The organism is Halopseudomonas sp., assembly GCF_041579695.1.
GTDB lineage: Bacteria > Pseudomonadota > Gammaproteobacteria > Pseudomonadales > Pseudomonadaceae > Halopseudomonas.
In genome coordinates this window covers 1-13,269 of the sequence record NZ_JBFGFI010000079.1, presented here as the reverse complement: position 1 = coordinate 13,269, position 13,269 = coordinate 1, and the positions used below count along the sequence as shown (strand labels likewise).

Annotated in this window: 16 protein-coding genes and 1 pseudogene; 12 read left to right on the top strand and 5 right to left on the bottom strand. The window is 60.2% G+C overall.

Translation table 11 applies throughout. The features are described 5' to 3' along the window. From ABYA88_RS13090 to ABYA88_RS13075, 4 genes are all read left to right on the top strand, one after another. On the top strand, positions 1 to 858 hold an 858-nt coding region (locus ABYA88_RS13090), incomplete at its 5' end, for an ABC transporter permease (protein ID WP_373187804.1). Positions 859 to 871: 13 nt separating this feature from the next. Then, positions 872 to 1,927 carry a lipocalin-like domain-containing protein gene (locus ABYA88_RS13085; RefSeq protein ID WP_373187803.1) on the top strand — a complete coding sequence of 352 codons (1,056 nt, stop codon included), beginning with the start codon at positions 872 to 874 and terminating at the stop codon, positions 1,925 to 1,927. Between the two features lie 29 nt (positions 1,928 to 1,956). Beyond that, the gene (locus ABYA88_RS13080) at positions 1,957 to 2,319 is read left to right on the top strand and encodes a DUF2237 family protein (protein WP_373187802.1); all 363 of its coding nucleotides are present in this window, start codon (positions 1,957 to 1,959) and stop codon (positions 2,317 to 2,319) included. Next, positions 2,312 to 2,845 (top strand): CIA30 family protein, encoded by a 534-nt coding sequence (locus ABYA88_RS13075; RefSeq protein WP_373187801.1) that lies wholly within the window; start codon positions 2,312 to 2,314, stop codon positions 2,843 to 2,845. The genes ABYA88_RS13080 and ABYA88_RS13075 overlap by 8 nt, the downstream gene beginning before the upstream one ends. Before the next feature lie 48 nt (positions 2,846 to 2,893). Here the strand turns inward: ABYA88_RS13075 and ABYA88_RS13070 are convergent, their stop codons facing one another. Next, positions 2,894 to 3,250 carry a hypothetical protein gene (locus ABYA88_RS13070; RefSeq protein ID WP_373187800.1) on the bottom strand — a complete coding sequence of 119 codons (357 nt, stop codon included), beginning with the start codon at positions 3,248 to 3,250 and terminating at the stop codon, positions 2,894 to 2,896. Positions 3,251 to 3,504: 254 nt separating this feature from the next. On the opposite strand from ABYA88_RS13070, the pseudogene ilvA reads away from it, so the two are divergent. Together ilvA and ABYA88_RS13060 are read left to right on the top strand one after the other, a co-directional pair. After that, a pseudogene (gene ilvA, locus ABYA88_RS13065) lies at positions 3,505 to 4,557 on the top strand (threonine ammonia-lyase, biosynthetic); the annotation flags it as partial. Between the two features lie 140 nt (positions 4,558 to 4,697). After that, entirely contained in the window at positions 4,698 to 4,964 is a 267-nt protein-coding gene (locus ABYA88_RS13060) for a hypothetical protein (protein ID WP_373187799.1), read from the top strand. A 24-nt stretch (positions 4,965 to 4,988) separates the two neighbouring features. Here the strand turns inward: ABYA88_RS13060 and ABYA88_RS13055 are convergent, their stop codons facing one another. Both ABYA88_RS13055 and ABYA88_RS13050 read right to left on the bottom strand, forming a co-directional pair. Continuing rightward, entirely contained in the window at positions 4,989 to 5,867 is an 879-nt protein-coding gene (locus ABYA88_RS13055) for a DMT family transporter (protein ID WP_373187805.1), read from the bottom strand. A 23-nt stretch (positions 5,868 to 5,890) separates the two neighbouring features. After that, positions 5,891 to 6,727, bottom strand: coding sequence for a S1 RNA-binding domain-containing protein (locus tag ABYA88_RS13050; protein WP_373187798.1), 837 nt, complete (start codon positions 6,725 to 6,727; stop codon positions 5,891 to 5,893). A 198-nt stretch (positions 6,728 to 6,925) separates the two neighbouring features. Between ABYA88_RS13050 and ABYA88_RS13045 the strand changes: the two genes are divergently transcribed. From ABYA88_RS13045 to ABYA88_RS13020, 6 genes are all read left to right on the top strand, one after another. After that, positions 6,926 to 7,474: a sigma-70 family RNA polymerase sigma factor gene (locus ABYA88_RS13045; protein WP_373187797.1), complete on the top strand. Its 549-nt coding sequence runs from the start codon at positions 6,926 to 6,928 to the stop codon at positions 7,472 to 7,474. Next, positions 7,471 to 8,205, top strand: coding sequence for an anti-sigma factor domain-containing protein (locus ABYA88_RS13040; protein ID WP_373187796.1), 735 nt, complete (start codon positions 7,471 to 7,473; stop codon positions 8,203 to 8,205). The genes ABYA88_RS13045 and ABYA88_RS13040 overlap by 4 nt, the downstream gene beginning before the upstream one ends. A 138-nt stretch (positions 8,206 to 8,343) precedes the next feature. Then, entirely contained in the window at positions 8,344 to 9,843 is a 1,500-nt protein-coding gene (locus ABYA88_RS13035) for a DUF4331 domain-containing protein (RefSeq protein WP_373187795.1), read from the top strand. Positions 9,844 to 9,855: 12 nt separating this feature from the next. After that, positions 9,856 to 10,140 carry a hypothetical protein gene (locus tag ABYA88_RS13030; RefSeq protein WP_373187794.1) on the top strand — a complete coding sequence of 95 codons (285 nt, stop codon included), beginning with the start codon at positions 9,856 to 9,858 and terminating at the stop codon, positions 10,138 to 10,140. Next, entirely contained in the window at positions 10,118 to 11,266 is a 1,149-nt protein-coding gene (locus ABYA88_RS13025) for a tetratricopeptide repeat protein (RefSeq protein WP_373187793.1), read from the top strand. The genes ABYA88_RS13030 and ABYA88_RS13025 overlap by 23 nt, the downstream gene beginning before the upstream one ends. Further along, complete coding sequence (locus ABYA88_RS13020) at positions 11,263 to 12,372, top strand: HupE/UreJ family protein (protein ID WP_373187792.1); 1,110 nt, start codon at positions 11,263 to 11,265, stop codon at positions 12,370 to 12,372. The genes ABYA88_RS13025 and ABYA88_RS13020 overlap by 4 nt, the downstream gene beginning before the upstream one ends. 15 nt (positions 12,373 to 12,387) lie before the next feature. Here ABYA88_RS13020 and ABYA88_RS13015 read toward each other — a convergent pair whose 3' ends face one another. Both ABYA88_RS13015 and ABYA88_RS13010 read right to left on the bottom strand, forming a co-directional pair. Further along, the gene (locus ABYA88_RS13015; protein ID WP_373187790.1) at positions 12,388 to 12,768 is read right to left on the bottom strand and encodes a rhodanese-like domain-containing protein; all 381 of its coding nucleotides are present in this window, start codon (positions 12,766 to 12,768) and stop codon (positions 12,388 to 12,390) included. A 15-nt stretch (positions 12,769 to 12,783) separates the two neighbouring features. Continuing rightward, positions 12,784 to 13,269 (bottom strand): MBL fold metallo-hydrolase (locus ABYA88_RS13010; protein ID WP_373187789.1); only part of this gene is annotated, 486 nt, incomplete at its 5' end.

The following is a 13,269-nucleotide window of genomic DNA, read 5'->3' as shown; positions in this document are numbered from 1 at the left end:
GTCGGCGGCTGGCCGACCCAGTTGAGCGGCATCATCGACCATCCGCTGTATGCCGAGACCTGGCCTATGCTGGAAACCACCAGCGAGTCCTGGCCTGAACTCGCTGCCGGGCGGGGCGCCATGGTCAGCGAACAGCTGGCCTATCGCCTGGACCTGTCCGTTGGCGACCTGCTGACACTGGACACCCCAGGCGGACCCTGGTCGTTGAAGGTGCTGGGGCGCTACGCCGATTACGGCAATCCGAAGGGGCAGCTGCTGGTCTCCGCAACCGGCTTGCAGCAGCGTTGGCCCGAGCAGCCGCTGATCAGTATCGGAATCCTGACCAAGCCCGGGGCGGCGTCCCAGGTGGCATCGGCGCTCAGGGCAGAATTCGATCTGGACGACAGTCGGGTGATCGATCAGGCAGCGCTGAAGGCCTATTCGCAACAGATCTTCGAACAGACCTTCGCTGCTACTGCAGCGCTCAATACCCTGACTCTCGGAGTGGCCGCCGTGGCGCTGTTTACCAGTTTGCTGGGCCTTGCAGACAGCCGGCTGAATCAATTGGCGCCGCTCTGGGCAATGGGTCTGAGTCCCGGTCAGCTGGCAGCGCTGAGTCTGGCACAGATGCTGGTGCTGGCCGCGCTCACCTGCGCGCTCGCGATTCCGCTGGGGCTGGCGCTCGCATGGTGCCTGGTCGAAGTGGTCAACGTGCAGGCGTTTGGTTGGCGCCTGCCATGGCACTGGTTCCCGCAACAATGGCTGGCCCTGGTGCTGCTCGCGCTGGCGGCAGTCATGCTGGCCAGCATTGGCCCGGCCTGGCGGATCATGCGCACCGGCCCTTCTCGTTTGCTAAGGAGCTTCGCTCAAGATGCCTAGACGGATACTTGCGATGGCCCTGCTTTTGCTGGCAGCCTGCGATGGTGCTGATCCGCCCGCGCCTGCGGGTTTTGCCGGGCTGGGCAGCGAAGCGGAAGGTTTCAGCGCGGTTCAGCCTGGCGAATCGCTGAGCTTTCCGGCCGATTTTGCCGCGCACCCCGATTATCGGATCGAATGGTGGTACGTCACCGCCAATCTGACTGACGAGCAGGGCAAGCAGTGGGGCGCGCAATGGACCCTCTTTCGCCAGGCGATGGCGCCGCAGGACCCGGAACAGGCGCAGAACGGCTGGCAGAGCGCGCAGGTATGGCTCGGCCACGCCGCACTCAGCCATGCCGGCGGTCATCAGCATGCCGACAGCCTGGCCCGCGGCGGCATCGGGCAGGCGGGAGTGCGCGCCGAGCCTTTTCAGGCCTGGATTGATGACTGGTCGCTGACCGGTGAAGCAGACATTCACCTCAGTCCGCTGCGGGTCAAAGCCGCAGCGGACGATTTCAGCTATGACCTCAAGCTGCAGTCCGACCGCCCGCTTGTGCTGCACGGTGAAAATGGCTTCAGCCGCAAGTCGAATCTCGGTCAGGCATCCTGGTACTACAGTCAGCCATTTTTTCAGGTAGCTGGAGAGATTGAGTGGCAGGGTGAACAACGCCGGGTTACTGGCGTTGCCTGGCTCGACCGGGAGTGGAGCAGTCAGCCCCTGGCGGCCGACCAGCAGGGCTGGGACTGGTTCTCGCTGCATCTGCAAGATGGCAGCAAGCTGATGCTCTTTCGCCTGCGCAGTGATGACGGCAGTCATTTTCACTCCGGCACCTGGATAACCCCGCAAGGCGCTGCCGAACCGCTGGATCAGCGCGCAATACGCATGACGCCCCTGCAACAGACAGCCGTTGCAGGGCGGACTCTGCCAACCCGATGGCGACTGCAGATTCCCGGCAAGAACCTGGATATCGAGGCAAGCGCGCTGAATAAGCAAGCCTGGATGGGCACTGGGATTCCCTACTGGGAAGGACCGGTAACATTCACGGGCAGCCATACCGGTGTCGGCTATCTTGAGATGACAGGTTACTGAAAAGCGACCACCTATGAGGAGAGCAGAATATGGACAACCGTGCGAAGAATGTACTGGGGACTGCACTGGAGCCGTGCTGCACCCGTGTTCGGGCCGGTTTCTACCGGGATGGTTTTTGCCATACCGGTGACGCGGACCTGGGCCAGCATGTGGTCTGCGCCGTGGTGACCGAGGCTTTCCTGCAATATAGCCTGGAGCGGGGAAACGATCTGATCACGCCTCGACCCGAGTGGGACTTCCCCGGCCTCAAGCCTGTCGACCGGTGGTGCCTGTGCGCCAGCCGCTGGAAGGAAGCACAGCTGGCCGGCGTAGCGCCGCCTGTTCTGCTTGATGCCTGCCATGAAAAAGCTAATGAAATCATCAGCCTGGAAGTGCTGCAAGCCTATGAATGAACAATTGAACGTGCGAGGGCCGGCGGTAGACGAGGATAGCCTGATCGATGTCTACCGGACACAGCGCGATGTGCCCTCGCCCTGGGTTGCCATCAGTGATCAGGTGATGGGCGGCATTTCCAGTGCACGTCTGCAGCAACGTGATTGCGGTGGCTCCGCTTCAACCTGTCTGACCGGCCGCACAAGCCTGGAGAACAACGGCGGCTTCGTGCAGATGAAGCTGGATATAGGGCCGGCGCACTCGCTGGCCAATTTCCGCGGCCTCTTCATTGAGCTCTACGGCGTCGCCCATGAATATGATCTTCGGGTCAAGACCAGCCAATTGGACAAGCCCTGGCAATCGTTCCGTTGCAAATTGCAGGTGGCTCCGCAATGGACCCGCTTTACCATTCCCTATACGCATCTGCGCGCCCATCGCACCGACGCGGCCCTGGACCCGTCGCAGATCAGGAGCATCGCCGTGGTCGCCATCGGCGAAGAGTTCGACGTCGATGTCTGCGTGCGACGGGCCGGCTTTTTCCTCTGAACAGGATTTGCAGCGCTCCTGGATGGCGGTTTCTGATGTCCACCAGGGTTATAGCAATTCGGTATCCTCGCAGATCAGTTTCGCCCGAATGATCTCGGTAGAGTAATCGCCGCCGACGCGCAGCTCGACTTCCTCGCCGGGAAGAATGGTGGTGTTGAGGAAAAAGGTCCAGGAATTTTCCGCTGGCTCAGGCTCCAGCGAGCATCTTACGGTGCTGTCGTGGTTGTTGGTCAATCGCACACGTTTGAGGTTTTCCGGGGTCAGCGCGCTGGCGGCCTCTTCCGGCTCGACTATCCAGGTGCGGATGTCTAGCCCGTTGAGTTCCTTGTCCAGCACGATCTCGGGTGATGCAAATGCGATAGCGGGCAGGCAGCCGATAACGGCGCAGGCGCGAAACAGTTTCATCGTGCGGCTCCTTGAGTCGTAAGGGGACTACAGTGGAGTTCCGCGCAAACGGCAGGTTCCGCAAAAGTTTGCTTGACGCCGGCCGGGCGGACGCCTAGATTCGAGTCATGAACAGATTGAGCGCGACCGCCAGCAAGATGATTATGACCGCCATTCCACCCTTGGCGGGCTGACTCACGTCGCTCTGAAAAACCCGCCCCCGAGGCGGGTTTTTTGTTTCTGTCTCCGGGGTCTGCAACATGACAGGAGTCTGTATGTTCCCCGCGCTATCGTTACCCGTCGTACCTGACACTGATGCCGGCGGCAGTCCGGATGCATCTTTCCGGGCGCTGCAACGGAGCTACGTGGAGCGCATCCTGCGCGCGCCGGTATATGACATCGCGATCGAGACGCCGCTGCAGCCTGCGTTCCGGCTCAGTGCGGCGCTGGGTAACCAGGTGCTGCTCAAGCGCGAGGACCTGCAGCCGGTCCACTCGTTCAAGATCCGGGGTGCCTATGCCCGGGTCGCTGCCCTGGATCATTCGGCGCGCCAGTGTGGGGTCATCACAGCTTCGGCGGGCAACCATGCTCAGGGTCTGGCGCTGGCTGCGCAGCAGCTGGGGATCGTCGCAATTATCGTAATGCCCCTGTGTACGCCCGAAATCAAATTGCAGGGCGTGCGTTCACGTGGAGCGGAGGCGGTGCTCTACGGTGATACTTTTGCCGAAGCTCTGGCCTATGCGATCGCGCTGGCCGAGACCCGCGGGCATACCTTCGTACCACCCTATGATGATGCGGATGTGATAGCCGGGCAGGGCACTATCGGTCTGGAACTGCTCCGTCAGCATCAGGGTCGGCTGGACGCGATATTCGTGCCGGTGGGCGGCGGCGGACTGATTTCCGGTATCGCCGCCTACGTGAAATACCTGCGCCCGGACGTGCGAATCATCGGCGTGGAACCGGTCGGCTCCAGCTGTCTGCAGGCGGCATTGGCAGCAAATGAACGCGTGGTGTTGCCGCACGTGAATACCTTTGCTGATGGCGTGGCGGTGGCTCAGGTAGGCAGGCTCAACTTCGATCTGTGCCAGCAACTGGTCGATGAAGTGATCACCGTCACCACCGATGAGATCTGCACTGCAGTGCGCGATATCTACGAGGACACCCGCGCTATTGCCGAGCCTGCCGGCGCACTGGCGGCTGCCGGAGTGCGATCCTATGTGGCGCGCGAAGACTGTCGCGATCGGGTATTTGTGGCAATCAACTCCGGCGCCAATATCGACTTCGCCAACCTCGGTTTTATTGCCGAGCGCGCCCGGCAGGGAGATAAATGAGAGCCGTCGTGAACCGGTTTGGGTTACCAATGTCTAATGCTTTTGTTCCGCGCAGAATTGTCACCTAAGCGACTTGCTTACGGGCGCCGTGAACGTCGAGAGCACGCGCATTTACTTTAATAAAAGGGATATTGATTATGGTTACGCACTTCAAGATTAGTGGCCATCTGGCCTGTGGCCGCGAGGGGAAAAAACTTCAGGCCACGACTGATTCCGGCAGGGTGACTTGCCGCAACTGCCGCCATACCGAGGCCTTCGCCACGGAGCGGGAGTCGATGGAGGGTACTTCTCCGGCTGATGCTCCGTTGACTGGCGAGTGGCGCAATAATTGGCGCAACAAACTCGCCGGCATGCCTGGCCAAAATCGTCTGCCACGTGGATTTCCCGGGCAGTTTTTCGTCTGAAACGGACAACTATCGACAGACAGGTTAGCGTCCGGCCGGCGGTACTTTGCCGCCGTCCGGGGATGGTTTCAAAGCACGTGTTCTCAAAACGATGATCAGGCCGCCGATGACGGCGACAGTGGCCAGTAGTATTCGTGGAGTCAGGGGCTCATCAAGCAACATTATGCCCGCCACGGCGGCCAGGATGGGCACCGAGAGTTGTATCGACGCTGCCTGTATCGAACCCAGATTGCGCAGTGCGCTATACCAGATTGCATAGCCCAGTCCTGAAGCGATCGTTCCAGAAAGCACGGCATACAAAGCGCCTGTCGCGTCCCAGCGAAGATCATCCAGAAAAGGCAGCGCGCTCAGCAATGCCAGCGGTATCGCACGCACAAAATTATCAGCCGTTGCTCCGAGTGGATCAGCAGCCGTTTTGCCGAGTAACGAATAGACACCCCAGGCCACACCGGACAACAACATGACCAATGCGCTGCCCATCGGTGGCGCACTGCCACCGGGTAACAGCAACACGATTACGCCTGCTATCGCAAGTACCAGGCCCGACGTCGCTGCCGGTCCCAGCCGTTCGCCACGAATCAGCCCGTATAACAACATGCTCAATTGAACCGCGCCGAACAGCAACAAGGCGCCTATGCCAGTGTCCAGGCGCACATAAGCAAAGGAAAACGCCGCAGCGTAGAGAGTCAAGGCCAGCGCACCGGCCCAGTTGCCGGACTTCTGTCTGTCGCGTTTGCGTAAGTACACCAGCAGCCAGAGCAGTAGCGCGCCGCTTACAATGCGGATCACGGTAAAGCTCGCGGCATCGGTACGGGTCTCGGTCAACGCCAGCCGACAGAGTACCGAATTGCCAGCGAACGCGAGCATTGCGAGCGCCGCCAGTAACAGTGTGGGTAATGGCAGCTGCCGGTCTGCCATTCTCTGCATCAGGCGCGCTCGATACGGTCCGCGTGAATCACGATCAGGCCCTGCTTGAACAGGCCGCCAATGGCTTTCTTGAAGTTGCCCTTGCTCACGCCGAACTGACGGCTGATGACTTCCGGTGGGCTCTTGTCACTGACCGGCAGGGAGCCACCATTGGCTTCCAGCTTGTCGAGTATCTGCTGTTGCAGCGCATCGGCCGCTTGCGCACCGACCGGCTGCAAACTGAGGCTGATCTTGCCATCGGGGCGTACCTCGCGAATGTAGCCTTGTTCGCGCATGCCACCACGCAGAAACTTGAATGCCTCATTCTTGTGGATCAGGCCCCAGTGCTCGCCGTTAATAATTGCCTTGAAGCCCAGATCGGTAGTGCCGACAACCAACAGATCGACTGCCTGACCGGTAGAGTAGCGGGCCGGTGTCTTGTCCAGATGGCGGTCCAGGTGAGCGGTCGCGGTGATCCGTCGAGTGTGCTTGTCGAGGTAGAGGTAGACTACAACGTAGTCACCTTCCTTCAGCGGACGCTTTTCTTCCGAGTGGGGCAGCAATACGTCCTTGGGCAGGCCCCAGTCCAGAAACAGGCCGATTTTGTTGATTTCCTTGACCTTCAAACTGGCAAATTCGCCGACCTGAGCCTTGGGTGTTTCGGTCGTGGCGATAAGCCGGTCTTCGCTATCCAGGTACACGAACACATTCAGCCAATCCTCTTCTTCGGTTGGCTGGTCTTTCGGAATATACCGGTTGGGCAGCAGGATTTCGCCTTCGGCGCCGCCATCGAGGTATAGCCCGAAACCGACGTGACTGACTATCTGCAAGCTGTTGTAGCGCCCGATCAAGGCCATGGTGCGATCTCTTTGAAAATGAATCCTAGTGTAACAGGCCAGCACTCCAATTCGCCTCGCGGAATCTGTGTGCCTCCACTGGCCCGCGAAAGATCACGAAACAACCCCCGTCCTCCTGCGGTGGTCGAGACGCGCGATACCTGTTAGATTTCGAAACAGTAAGCGGACAGGTCGCTATCAGGTCGGGATGGTTGGTAAATGGACGAAGCGCAAGATTCAGATGGTCTAAGTATCCTACTCCTGGCTACCGCAAAGCAGGATCAGGAGGCCTTCGAGCGTCTATACAGACTCACCAGCTCCAAGATATTCGGTATCTGTAAACGTATGCTGGTGCAGCGCAGCGACGCAGAAGATGTGCTGCAGGAAGTCTATCTGACGGTTTGGCGCAAGGCTTCCCAGTATGACAGCGAGCGTGGCAAACCCATCACTTGGTTGAGTGCCGTCGCGCGCATGAAATGCATTGACCGGTTGCGTTTGAGTGGAGTTGATCGGCATACCGACTTCGTCGACCTTGATCATTTGCCGGATGTGGAGAAAACTGACCCCGTTGAATTCGCCAGCGACCAGCAGCGCCTCGACAACTGTCTTTCCACACTGCAGAACCAGCACCGTACGGTTATCCGAACGGCCTTCTTTGACGGTTGCACTTATCATGATCTGGCTGAGCGCACCGGCGTACCGCTGGGCACCATGAAAAGCTGGATACGACGCGGCCTGATGAGCCTCAAGGCGTGCCTGGAAAAATGAATACGACCGAACTCCCGAACGAAGACGATGATCTGCTGTTGGCCGAATACGCCCTGGGTGTGATCGAGCAGGTCGACCGGCAGAGGCTGGACATACGGCTGGCGGAGCAGCCGTCGCTAAGAGAGCGCCTGGAGGAATGGCACGAGCACCTGGCGCCCATGCTGAAGGACATCCCGGCTCAGGCACCCCCGGAGTACGTGTGGGCGCGCATTCGTCAGAGCCTGGGGCAGGACATGCGAGCCCCGCGTCGCTCCGAGGGTGATGTTCGGCCAGGTCTCTGGAACAGCCTGTTGCTGTGGCGTTGGAGCGCACTGGCTGGCCTGGCTGCAGCCATGCTCATGGCTGTCATGCTGCTTGTTACTCTGCCTGCCGACGGTCCGGTACCGGTGCCTGCCAGCATGTTGAGCGCGTCACTGCGGCTGGAAAGCGGCGAGACGTTCTACACCGCGACAGTCGACGCGGATCGACGCAATCTGGTCGTCATCCCGGCCGCAGGTGTCGAGCTAGACGGTCGTCAGGCGCAGCTCTGGTTGATTGCGGGCGACAACCCGCCCCAATCGCTCGGTCTACTGCCGTCTGATAGTGCACGGCGTTTGCCGATACCCGATGACCTCCAGGCCCTGGCCAGCGCCAATAGCGTATTTGCGGTTTCGCTCGAACCGCCGGGCGGGTCCCCCACCGGTTTGCCAACAGGCCCGGTGGTCGCCCAGGGTGTCCTCGCCGACATCTGACGGTGTCACTCCGATACATCCCGCCGGAACCAGTGGAAGCTGCGTTCCGGTTTTTTTTTGCCATCACTTTGCATCCTTTTATCGACTCGTCTCGTAAACGAACTGAGGTAACCAAAAAACAATCGAAAAGGGATCCATATGAAAACGTTAATGACACGTTCCTTGCTAGCCAGATCGGTGCTGGCGTCCATGGTCGTTGGTGCGGGCCTGGGCTCGGCCATCAGCCTGGCCTCCAGCCACCGCGAGGCGCCGTTCATCACTGAAATACCCAAGGTCGACGGCACCGATTTCTATATGTTTCGTAGCTACGAGCTGGGCCGCGAGAATACCGTCACGCTGATCGCCAATTACCTTCCCCTGCAGGATGCCTACGGCGGACCGAATTATTTCGACCTGGACGGCAACGCGATATATGAGATTCATATCGATAACTCGGGCAATGCCCAGGAAGACCTGACCTTTCGCTTCAAGATGACTGATGTGAAGCAGGATCTGACGCTTGACGTGGGTGATGCCGGTGCCACCGAGAAAGTGTCGGTACCACTAAAGAATATCGGCGCTATCGGGCCTTCTGCCGATGACACGGGCGCGGTGCAGATGCGGCAGACTTACGAGCTGGCAGTCATTCGCGGCGACCGCCGCACCGGTACGGCAGAGCCTGTAATGAATGCGTTCGACCAGAGCAATACCTTCATTAAGCCGCTGGATAACATAGGTAATAAATCCATAGCCGATTATCAGGGTTACGCGAACGACCACGTCTATGACGCCATCATTCCAGGCTGCAACGGGACTGCGCGGGTGTTCGTGGGCCAGCGCAAGGAAGCCTTTGCGGTCAACCTGGGCGAAATTTTCGACCTGGTGAACACCAACCCGTTGGGTGGGCGCAACGCTGAAGCCAATGACCTGGCAGACAAGAATGTGACGTCGCTGGCGCTTGAAGTGCCCACTGCATGCCTGACCGGTACAGCTGAGAATAGCAACGGACAAAAAGTTATCGGTGCATGGACTACAGCCAGTCTGCGTCAGGCGCGTGTCTTGAATCCGCAACCCATGAGCAATGGCAAAGGTGCAAGTATCCAGGGCGGAGCCTATACCCAGGTGTCCCGACTCGGTATGCCGCTGGTTAACGAAGTGGTAATCGGCCTTAAGGACAAGGATGCCTTCAACAGTAGCGAACCGAAAGACGACGGTCAGTTCGCCACCTATGTGACACATCCGACCCTGCCAGAGTTGCTGGAAATCCTGTTTGCCGGTACCGCAGTCGCCCCGAACATGTTCCCGCGTACCGATCTGGTGACCGCGTTTCTCACCGGTGTGCCTGGCGTCAACATGCCGGTCAATGTCGTGGGGTCGGAAATGCTGCGGCTGAATCCGGAGATCGACGTGACCCGTGACGGCTTCCAGAATGATCTGGGTGTGCTCGGTGCTGACAATGCGGGCTTTCCCAACGGCCGTCGACCGATCGATGACGTTGTCGACGTGTCCCTGCGGGTAGCTATGGGTGCCCTGATCGCCGATCAGACCGTTGCGCCGAATAACCAGGCTCCGTTCACCGATGGCGTGCAAGTGGATCCATCCGGTCTGCAGTCCTCCTTTCCGTACCTGAGCACACCGCTGCCGGGTTCGCCTAACTGAGGAGTGACTGACATGAGCATGATCAAGACCCTATGCATGACAAGTTTGACCGGTCTGCTGCTCACCGGCTGCCTTAGCGGCGGTGGCGGTGGCGGTGGCGGTGGTGGTGGGAATGCCGGCGGCGGTGCGGGTGGTGGCGATGCAGGCGGTACGCCGGTCACCTTCACGAGCCTGGTACAGGACATTTTCGCTGGTACCAGTGATACCGCCGAGCCGGTGGCTATCAATGGTCTGGACGTGACGTTCGACGATCAGGATAACGAAGGAGCGTTTGATGGTCTTCTCAACCAGCCGTAAGGGAGGCCGGGGCGCAAGCCCCGGCGCTTGGGTGATCCTGGGCATACTCTGCATCCTGCCCGGGGCGGTCGTCGCCTCGATTGGCACCACAGTCGTTGTGCCCGCTGGCGATGCCGTGGTGTTGAGCCGGGACGATACCGCCATGGCCACTGCCGCCAGCACTGCGCTGCCGGCCCCTGTCCTGTCCCCGGACAGGCTGGTGCAGGCTCTGCGGGCACTTGTCGAGCAGTCCCGTGCCAGCGGTAGTCCTCGCCCGCTGGGGCTGGCGGCGGGTCTGATGGATCGCTTGCCGGCGTCGCAATGGACGGCGGAGGTGTATCTGATGCGTGCGACCATTCATCAGCGGCTGCATCGTTTTGATCTGGCCGAAGAGGATCTGGATCGTGTTCTCGATCTTGAGCCCGAGAACCGGCAAGCCTGGCTGACGCGCTACAGCATTGCCCTGGTGCGGGGCGATCTGGACAGCGCGCGGCGGGCATGCGAGCGGCTGCAGGAGGGGCGCGCCGGTCTGGTTGCCGATAGCTGCAGGCAGGAGCTGGCCAGTTTTGGCGAGCAGCCGGAGCAAGCCTATGAGCAGCTGACCCAGGCACTGGGGGATGCCGGCAGTTCCAATGCCATCGAGCGCGACTACGCCCTGGTGACCCAGGCGGAAATGGCTACGCGACTGCAGTTGCGCGAGGCCGGCGAGCTCTGGCAGCGTAGTCTGCTGCGCGACCCGGCTGATCTCTACAGGCGGGCACGCTATGCCGACTGGCTGTTGTCTCAGGGCCGTGATCAGGAAGTCATGGTGCTCACCCGTGGTTTCGAGGCGGTCGACACCCTTGCGGTGCTGCGCGCCGTTGCAATGACCCGTTTGCAGCATCCGCAACAGCTTCGGCTGGTGGGTGATCTGGAGGAACGCTTTGCCGAAGCACGCTGGCGCGGCGAATTTCTGCATGAATGGGAATATGCCCGCTTTCTGCTCGACGTGAAAAACGATGCTCAGGCCGCACTGGCTGCGGCGCAAGCCAACTGGGAAACCCAACGAGCGCCGGTAGACCGGTTAGTGCTGCGCCGGGCCGCAATGCTTGCCGGCCAGCCCAGCGGCATCGATGAAACCGGCTATGACAACAAGAGCACCCTATGAAGCGATCACTGATCCTGTTGCTGTTGGGTGTGTTGTTGTCAGCCAGCGCCCAGGCACACAAGGCGAGCGACAGCTTTCTGTATTGGCAGCCGGCTGATGTCGATGCACCGGGTCGGCTGGATATTGCCCTGACCGATCTGGCGCGCACCGTCTCGCTTGATGCCGACGGTGATGGTCAACTGCTCTGGAGCGAGATTATCGCTCGCCAGGATGGTATCCGCCGCTACCTGACGCCGCGCCTGCGGGCCGCATCAGGTGATCTTCTGTGCCAGATGAACTGGCGCATGGCTGGGCTTACACAGCACAGCGATGGCAATTATCTGGTGGTGGAGTTTCGCCCGGATTGCTTTGATCCGGCGATCGTTCCCGCGACCCTGCGCTACAACCTGTTCTTTGACGAGGACCCACTGCATCGGGCCCTGGTCATGACCCGCATCGACGGCAATGATCGTCTGACCGTACTCGGTCCGAATCAGCAGGAGCTGGCCCTCGCCCGCAACGACGGGGTCTGGCACACCGTTGCCGAGTTTGTCTGGGAAGGCATGGTTCACCTGTGGATCGGCTATGACCACATGCTGTTTCTGCTGGCGCTGCTGTTGCCGGCCGCTGTGCGTCGCGAGCAGGGGCGCTGGGTGGTGGAAGACAGGCTTGCCGTAGCGGTCAAGGAGGTGGCGCTGATAGTCACGGCGTTCACGCTGGCGCACTCCGTCACGCTGATCATTGCCACGCTGGGGGTCATCCGTCTGCCCATAGCCTGGGTAGAGACGTTCATCGCGCTGTCGATCGTTGCTGCAGCCGTGAACATCATCTGGCCATTCCTGGGCACGCGCAGGTATCTGGTCGGCTTTGGCTTTGGGCTGATCCATGGTTTTGGCTTTGCCAGCGTATTGGCAGACTTCATGACAGATACTTCGTCGCGCCTGATCGCGCTGGCCAGCTTCAACGTTGGGGTCGAGCTGGCGCAGCTCGCTGTGGTCGCCTGCGTGGTGCCGGTCATTTTTGTCCTGCGCCGCCAGTGGCTGTATCAACGTGTGGTGCTGCCCGCAGGGGTAGTCATGATCGCAGCCGTCGGCTCGGTCTGGGTCTGGGAGCGAGTGCCGCTCTAGGCGGCCTCGCTGGAATCAATCGAAGGACGGGAGGCTCGGCGATGCTACCGGCTTGCCGGCTTCGCTCCAGGCGTCAAAACCACCACTGATGGACTGCACATTCATGTAGCCCATTTCCTGTAGAGAGCTGGCGGCCAGTGCGGATCGGCCGCTGGTCTTGCAGTACAGCACCAGCTTGAGGTCGCGCGCTGACAGCTCCGGCGAGCTGCTCAACTTGAATTCCAACACACCACGGGGAATGTTGACTGCTCCTGGAATATGGCCTGCCTCATACTCATCACTCTCGCGCACATCGATCAGCGCGTCCGCCTCGCGGATAGCCGCGTCGGCGTCCTGCAATGACGTTTCATGGATTCGGGTTTTGGCTTCGCTAACCAGGTCGTGAGCGTTTTTCATAGGATTCTCCGGGGTTTAAAAAACATCGAGCGGGATCTTCAGATAGCGGATACCGTTTGCTTCGGGCGGCGGCAACTGACCGGCGCGCATGTTTACCTGCACCGATGGCAATATCAGGGCAGGCATGCCCAGGGTGGCATCCCGTTCGCTGCGCATGGCGACGAATTGCGATTCGCTGATGTCTTCGTGGACATGCACATTATGGACGCGTTCTTCGGCTACGGAGGTCTGAAACCGAAAATCATCGCGGCCGGGCGCCTTGTAGTCATGACACATGAAAAGTCGGGTTTCATCCGGCAGAGTGAACAGCTTGCGAATCGATTGATACAGCGCACTGGCATTACCGCCCGGAAAGTCACAGCGGGCGGTCCCGTAGTCGGGCATGAACAGCGTGTCACCGACAAAACCGGCATCGCCGATCAGGTAGGTCATGCAGGCTGGAGTATGGCCAGGGGTGTGGATGGCGCGGGCTTCGATACTGCCTACCCTGAACGTATCGCC

Bases quoted from the DNA above. Each gene is read 5' to 3' on its own strand.
- ABYA88_RS13030 (WP_373187794.1), top strand. From the start codon at position 9,856: ATGAGCATGATCAAGACCCTATGCATGACAAGTTTGACCGGTCTGCTG.
- ABYA88_RS13040 (WP_373187796.1), top strand. From the start codon at position 7,471: ATGAATACGACCGAACTCCCGAACGAAGACGATGATCTGCTGTTGGCC.
- ABYA88_RS13070 (WP_373187800.1), bottom strand. From the start codon at position 3,250: ATGAAACTGTTTCGCGCCTGCGCCGTTATCGGCTGCCTGCCCGCTATC.
- ABYA88_RS13060 (WP_373187799.1), top strand. From the start codon at position 4,698: ATGGTTACGCACTTCAAGATTAGTGGCCATCTGGCCTGTGGCCGCGAG.
- ABYA88_RS13015 (WP_373187790.1), bottom strand. From the start codon at position 12,768: ATGAAAAACGCTCACGACCTGGTTAGCGAAGCCAAAACCCGAATCCAT.
- ABYA88_RS13050 (WP_373187798.1), bottom strand. From the start codon at position 6,727: ATGGCCTTGATCGGGCGCTACAACAGCTTGCAGATAGTCAGTCACGTC.
- ABYA88_RS13045 (WP_373187797.1), top strand. From the start codon at position 6,926: ATGGACGAAGCGCAAGATTCAGATGGTCTAAGTATCCTACTCCTGGCT.
- ABYA88_RS13025 (WP_373187793.1), top strand. From the start codon at position 10,118: ATGGTCTTCTCAACCAGCCGTAAGGGAGGCCGGGGCGCAAGCCCCGGC.
- ABYA88_RS13085 (WP_373187803.1), top strand. From the start codon at position 872: ATGGCCCTGCTTTTGCTGGCAGCCTGCGATGGTGCTGATCCGCCCGCG.
- ABYA88_RS13020 (WP_373187792.1), top strand. From the start codon at position 11,263: ATGAAGCGATCACTGATCCTGTTGCTGTTGGGTGTGTTGTTGTCAGCC.
- ABYA88_RS13080 (WP_373187802.1), top strand. From the start codon at position 1,957: ATGGACAACCGTGCGAAGAATGTACTGGGGACTGCACTGGAGCCGTGC.
- ABYA88_RS13035 (WP_373187795.1), top strand. From the start codon at position 8,344: ATGAAAACGTTAATGACACGTTCCTTGCTAGCCAGATCGGTGCTGGCG.
- ABYA88_RS13075 (WP_373187801.1), top strand. From the start codon at position 2,312: ATGAATGAACAATTGAACGTGCGAGGGCCGGCGGTAGACGAGGATAGC.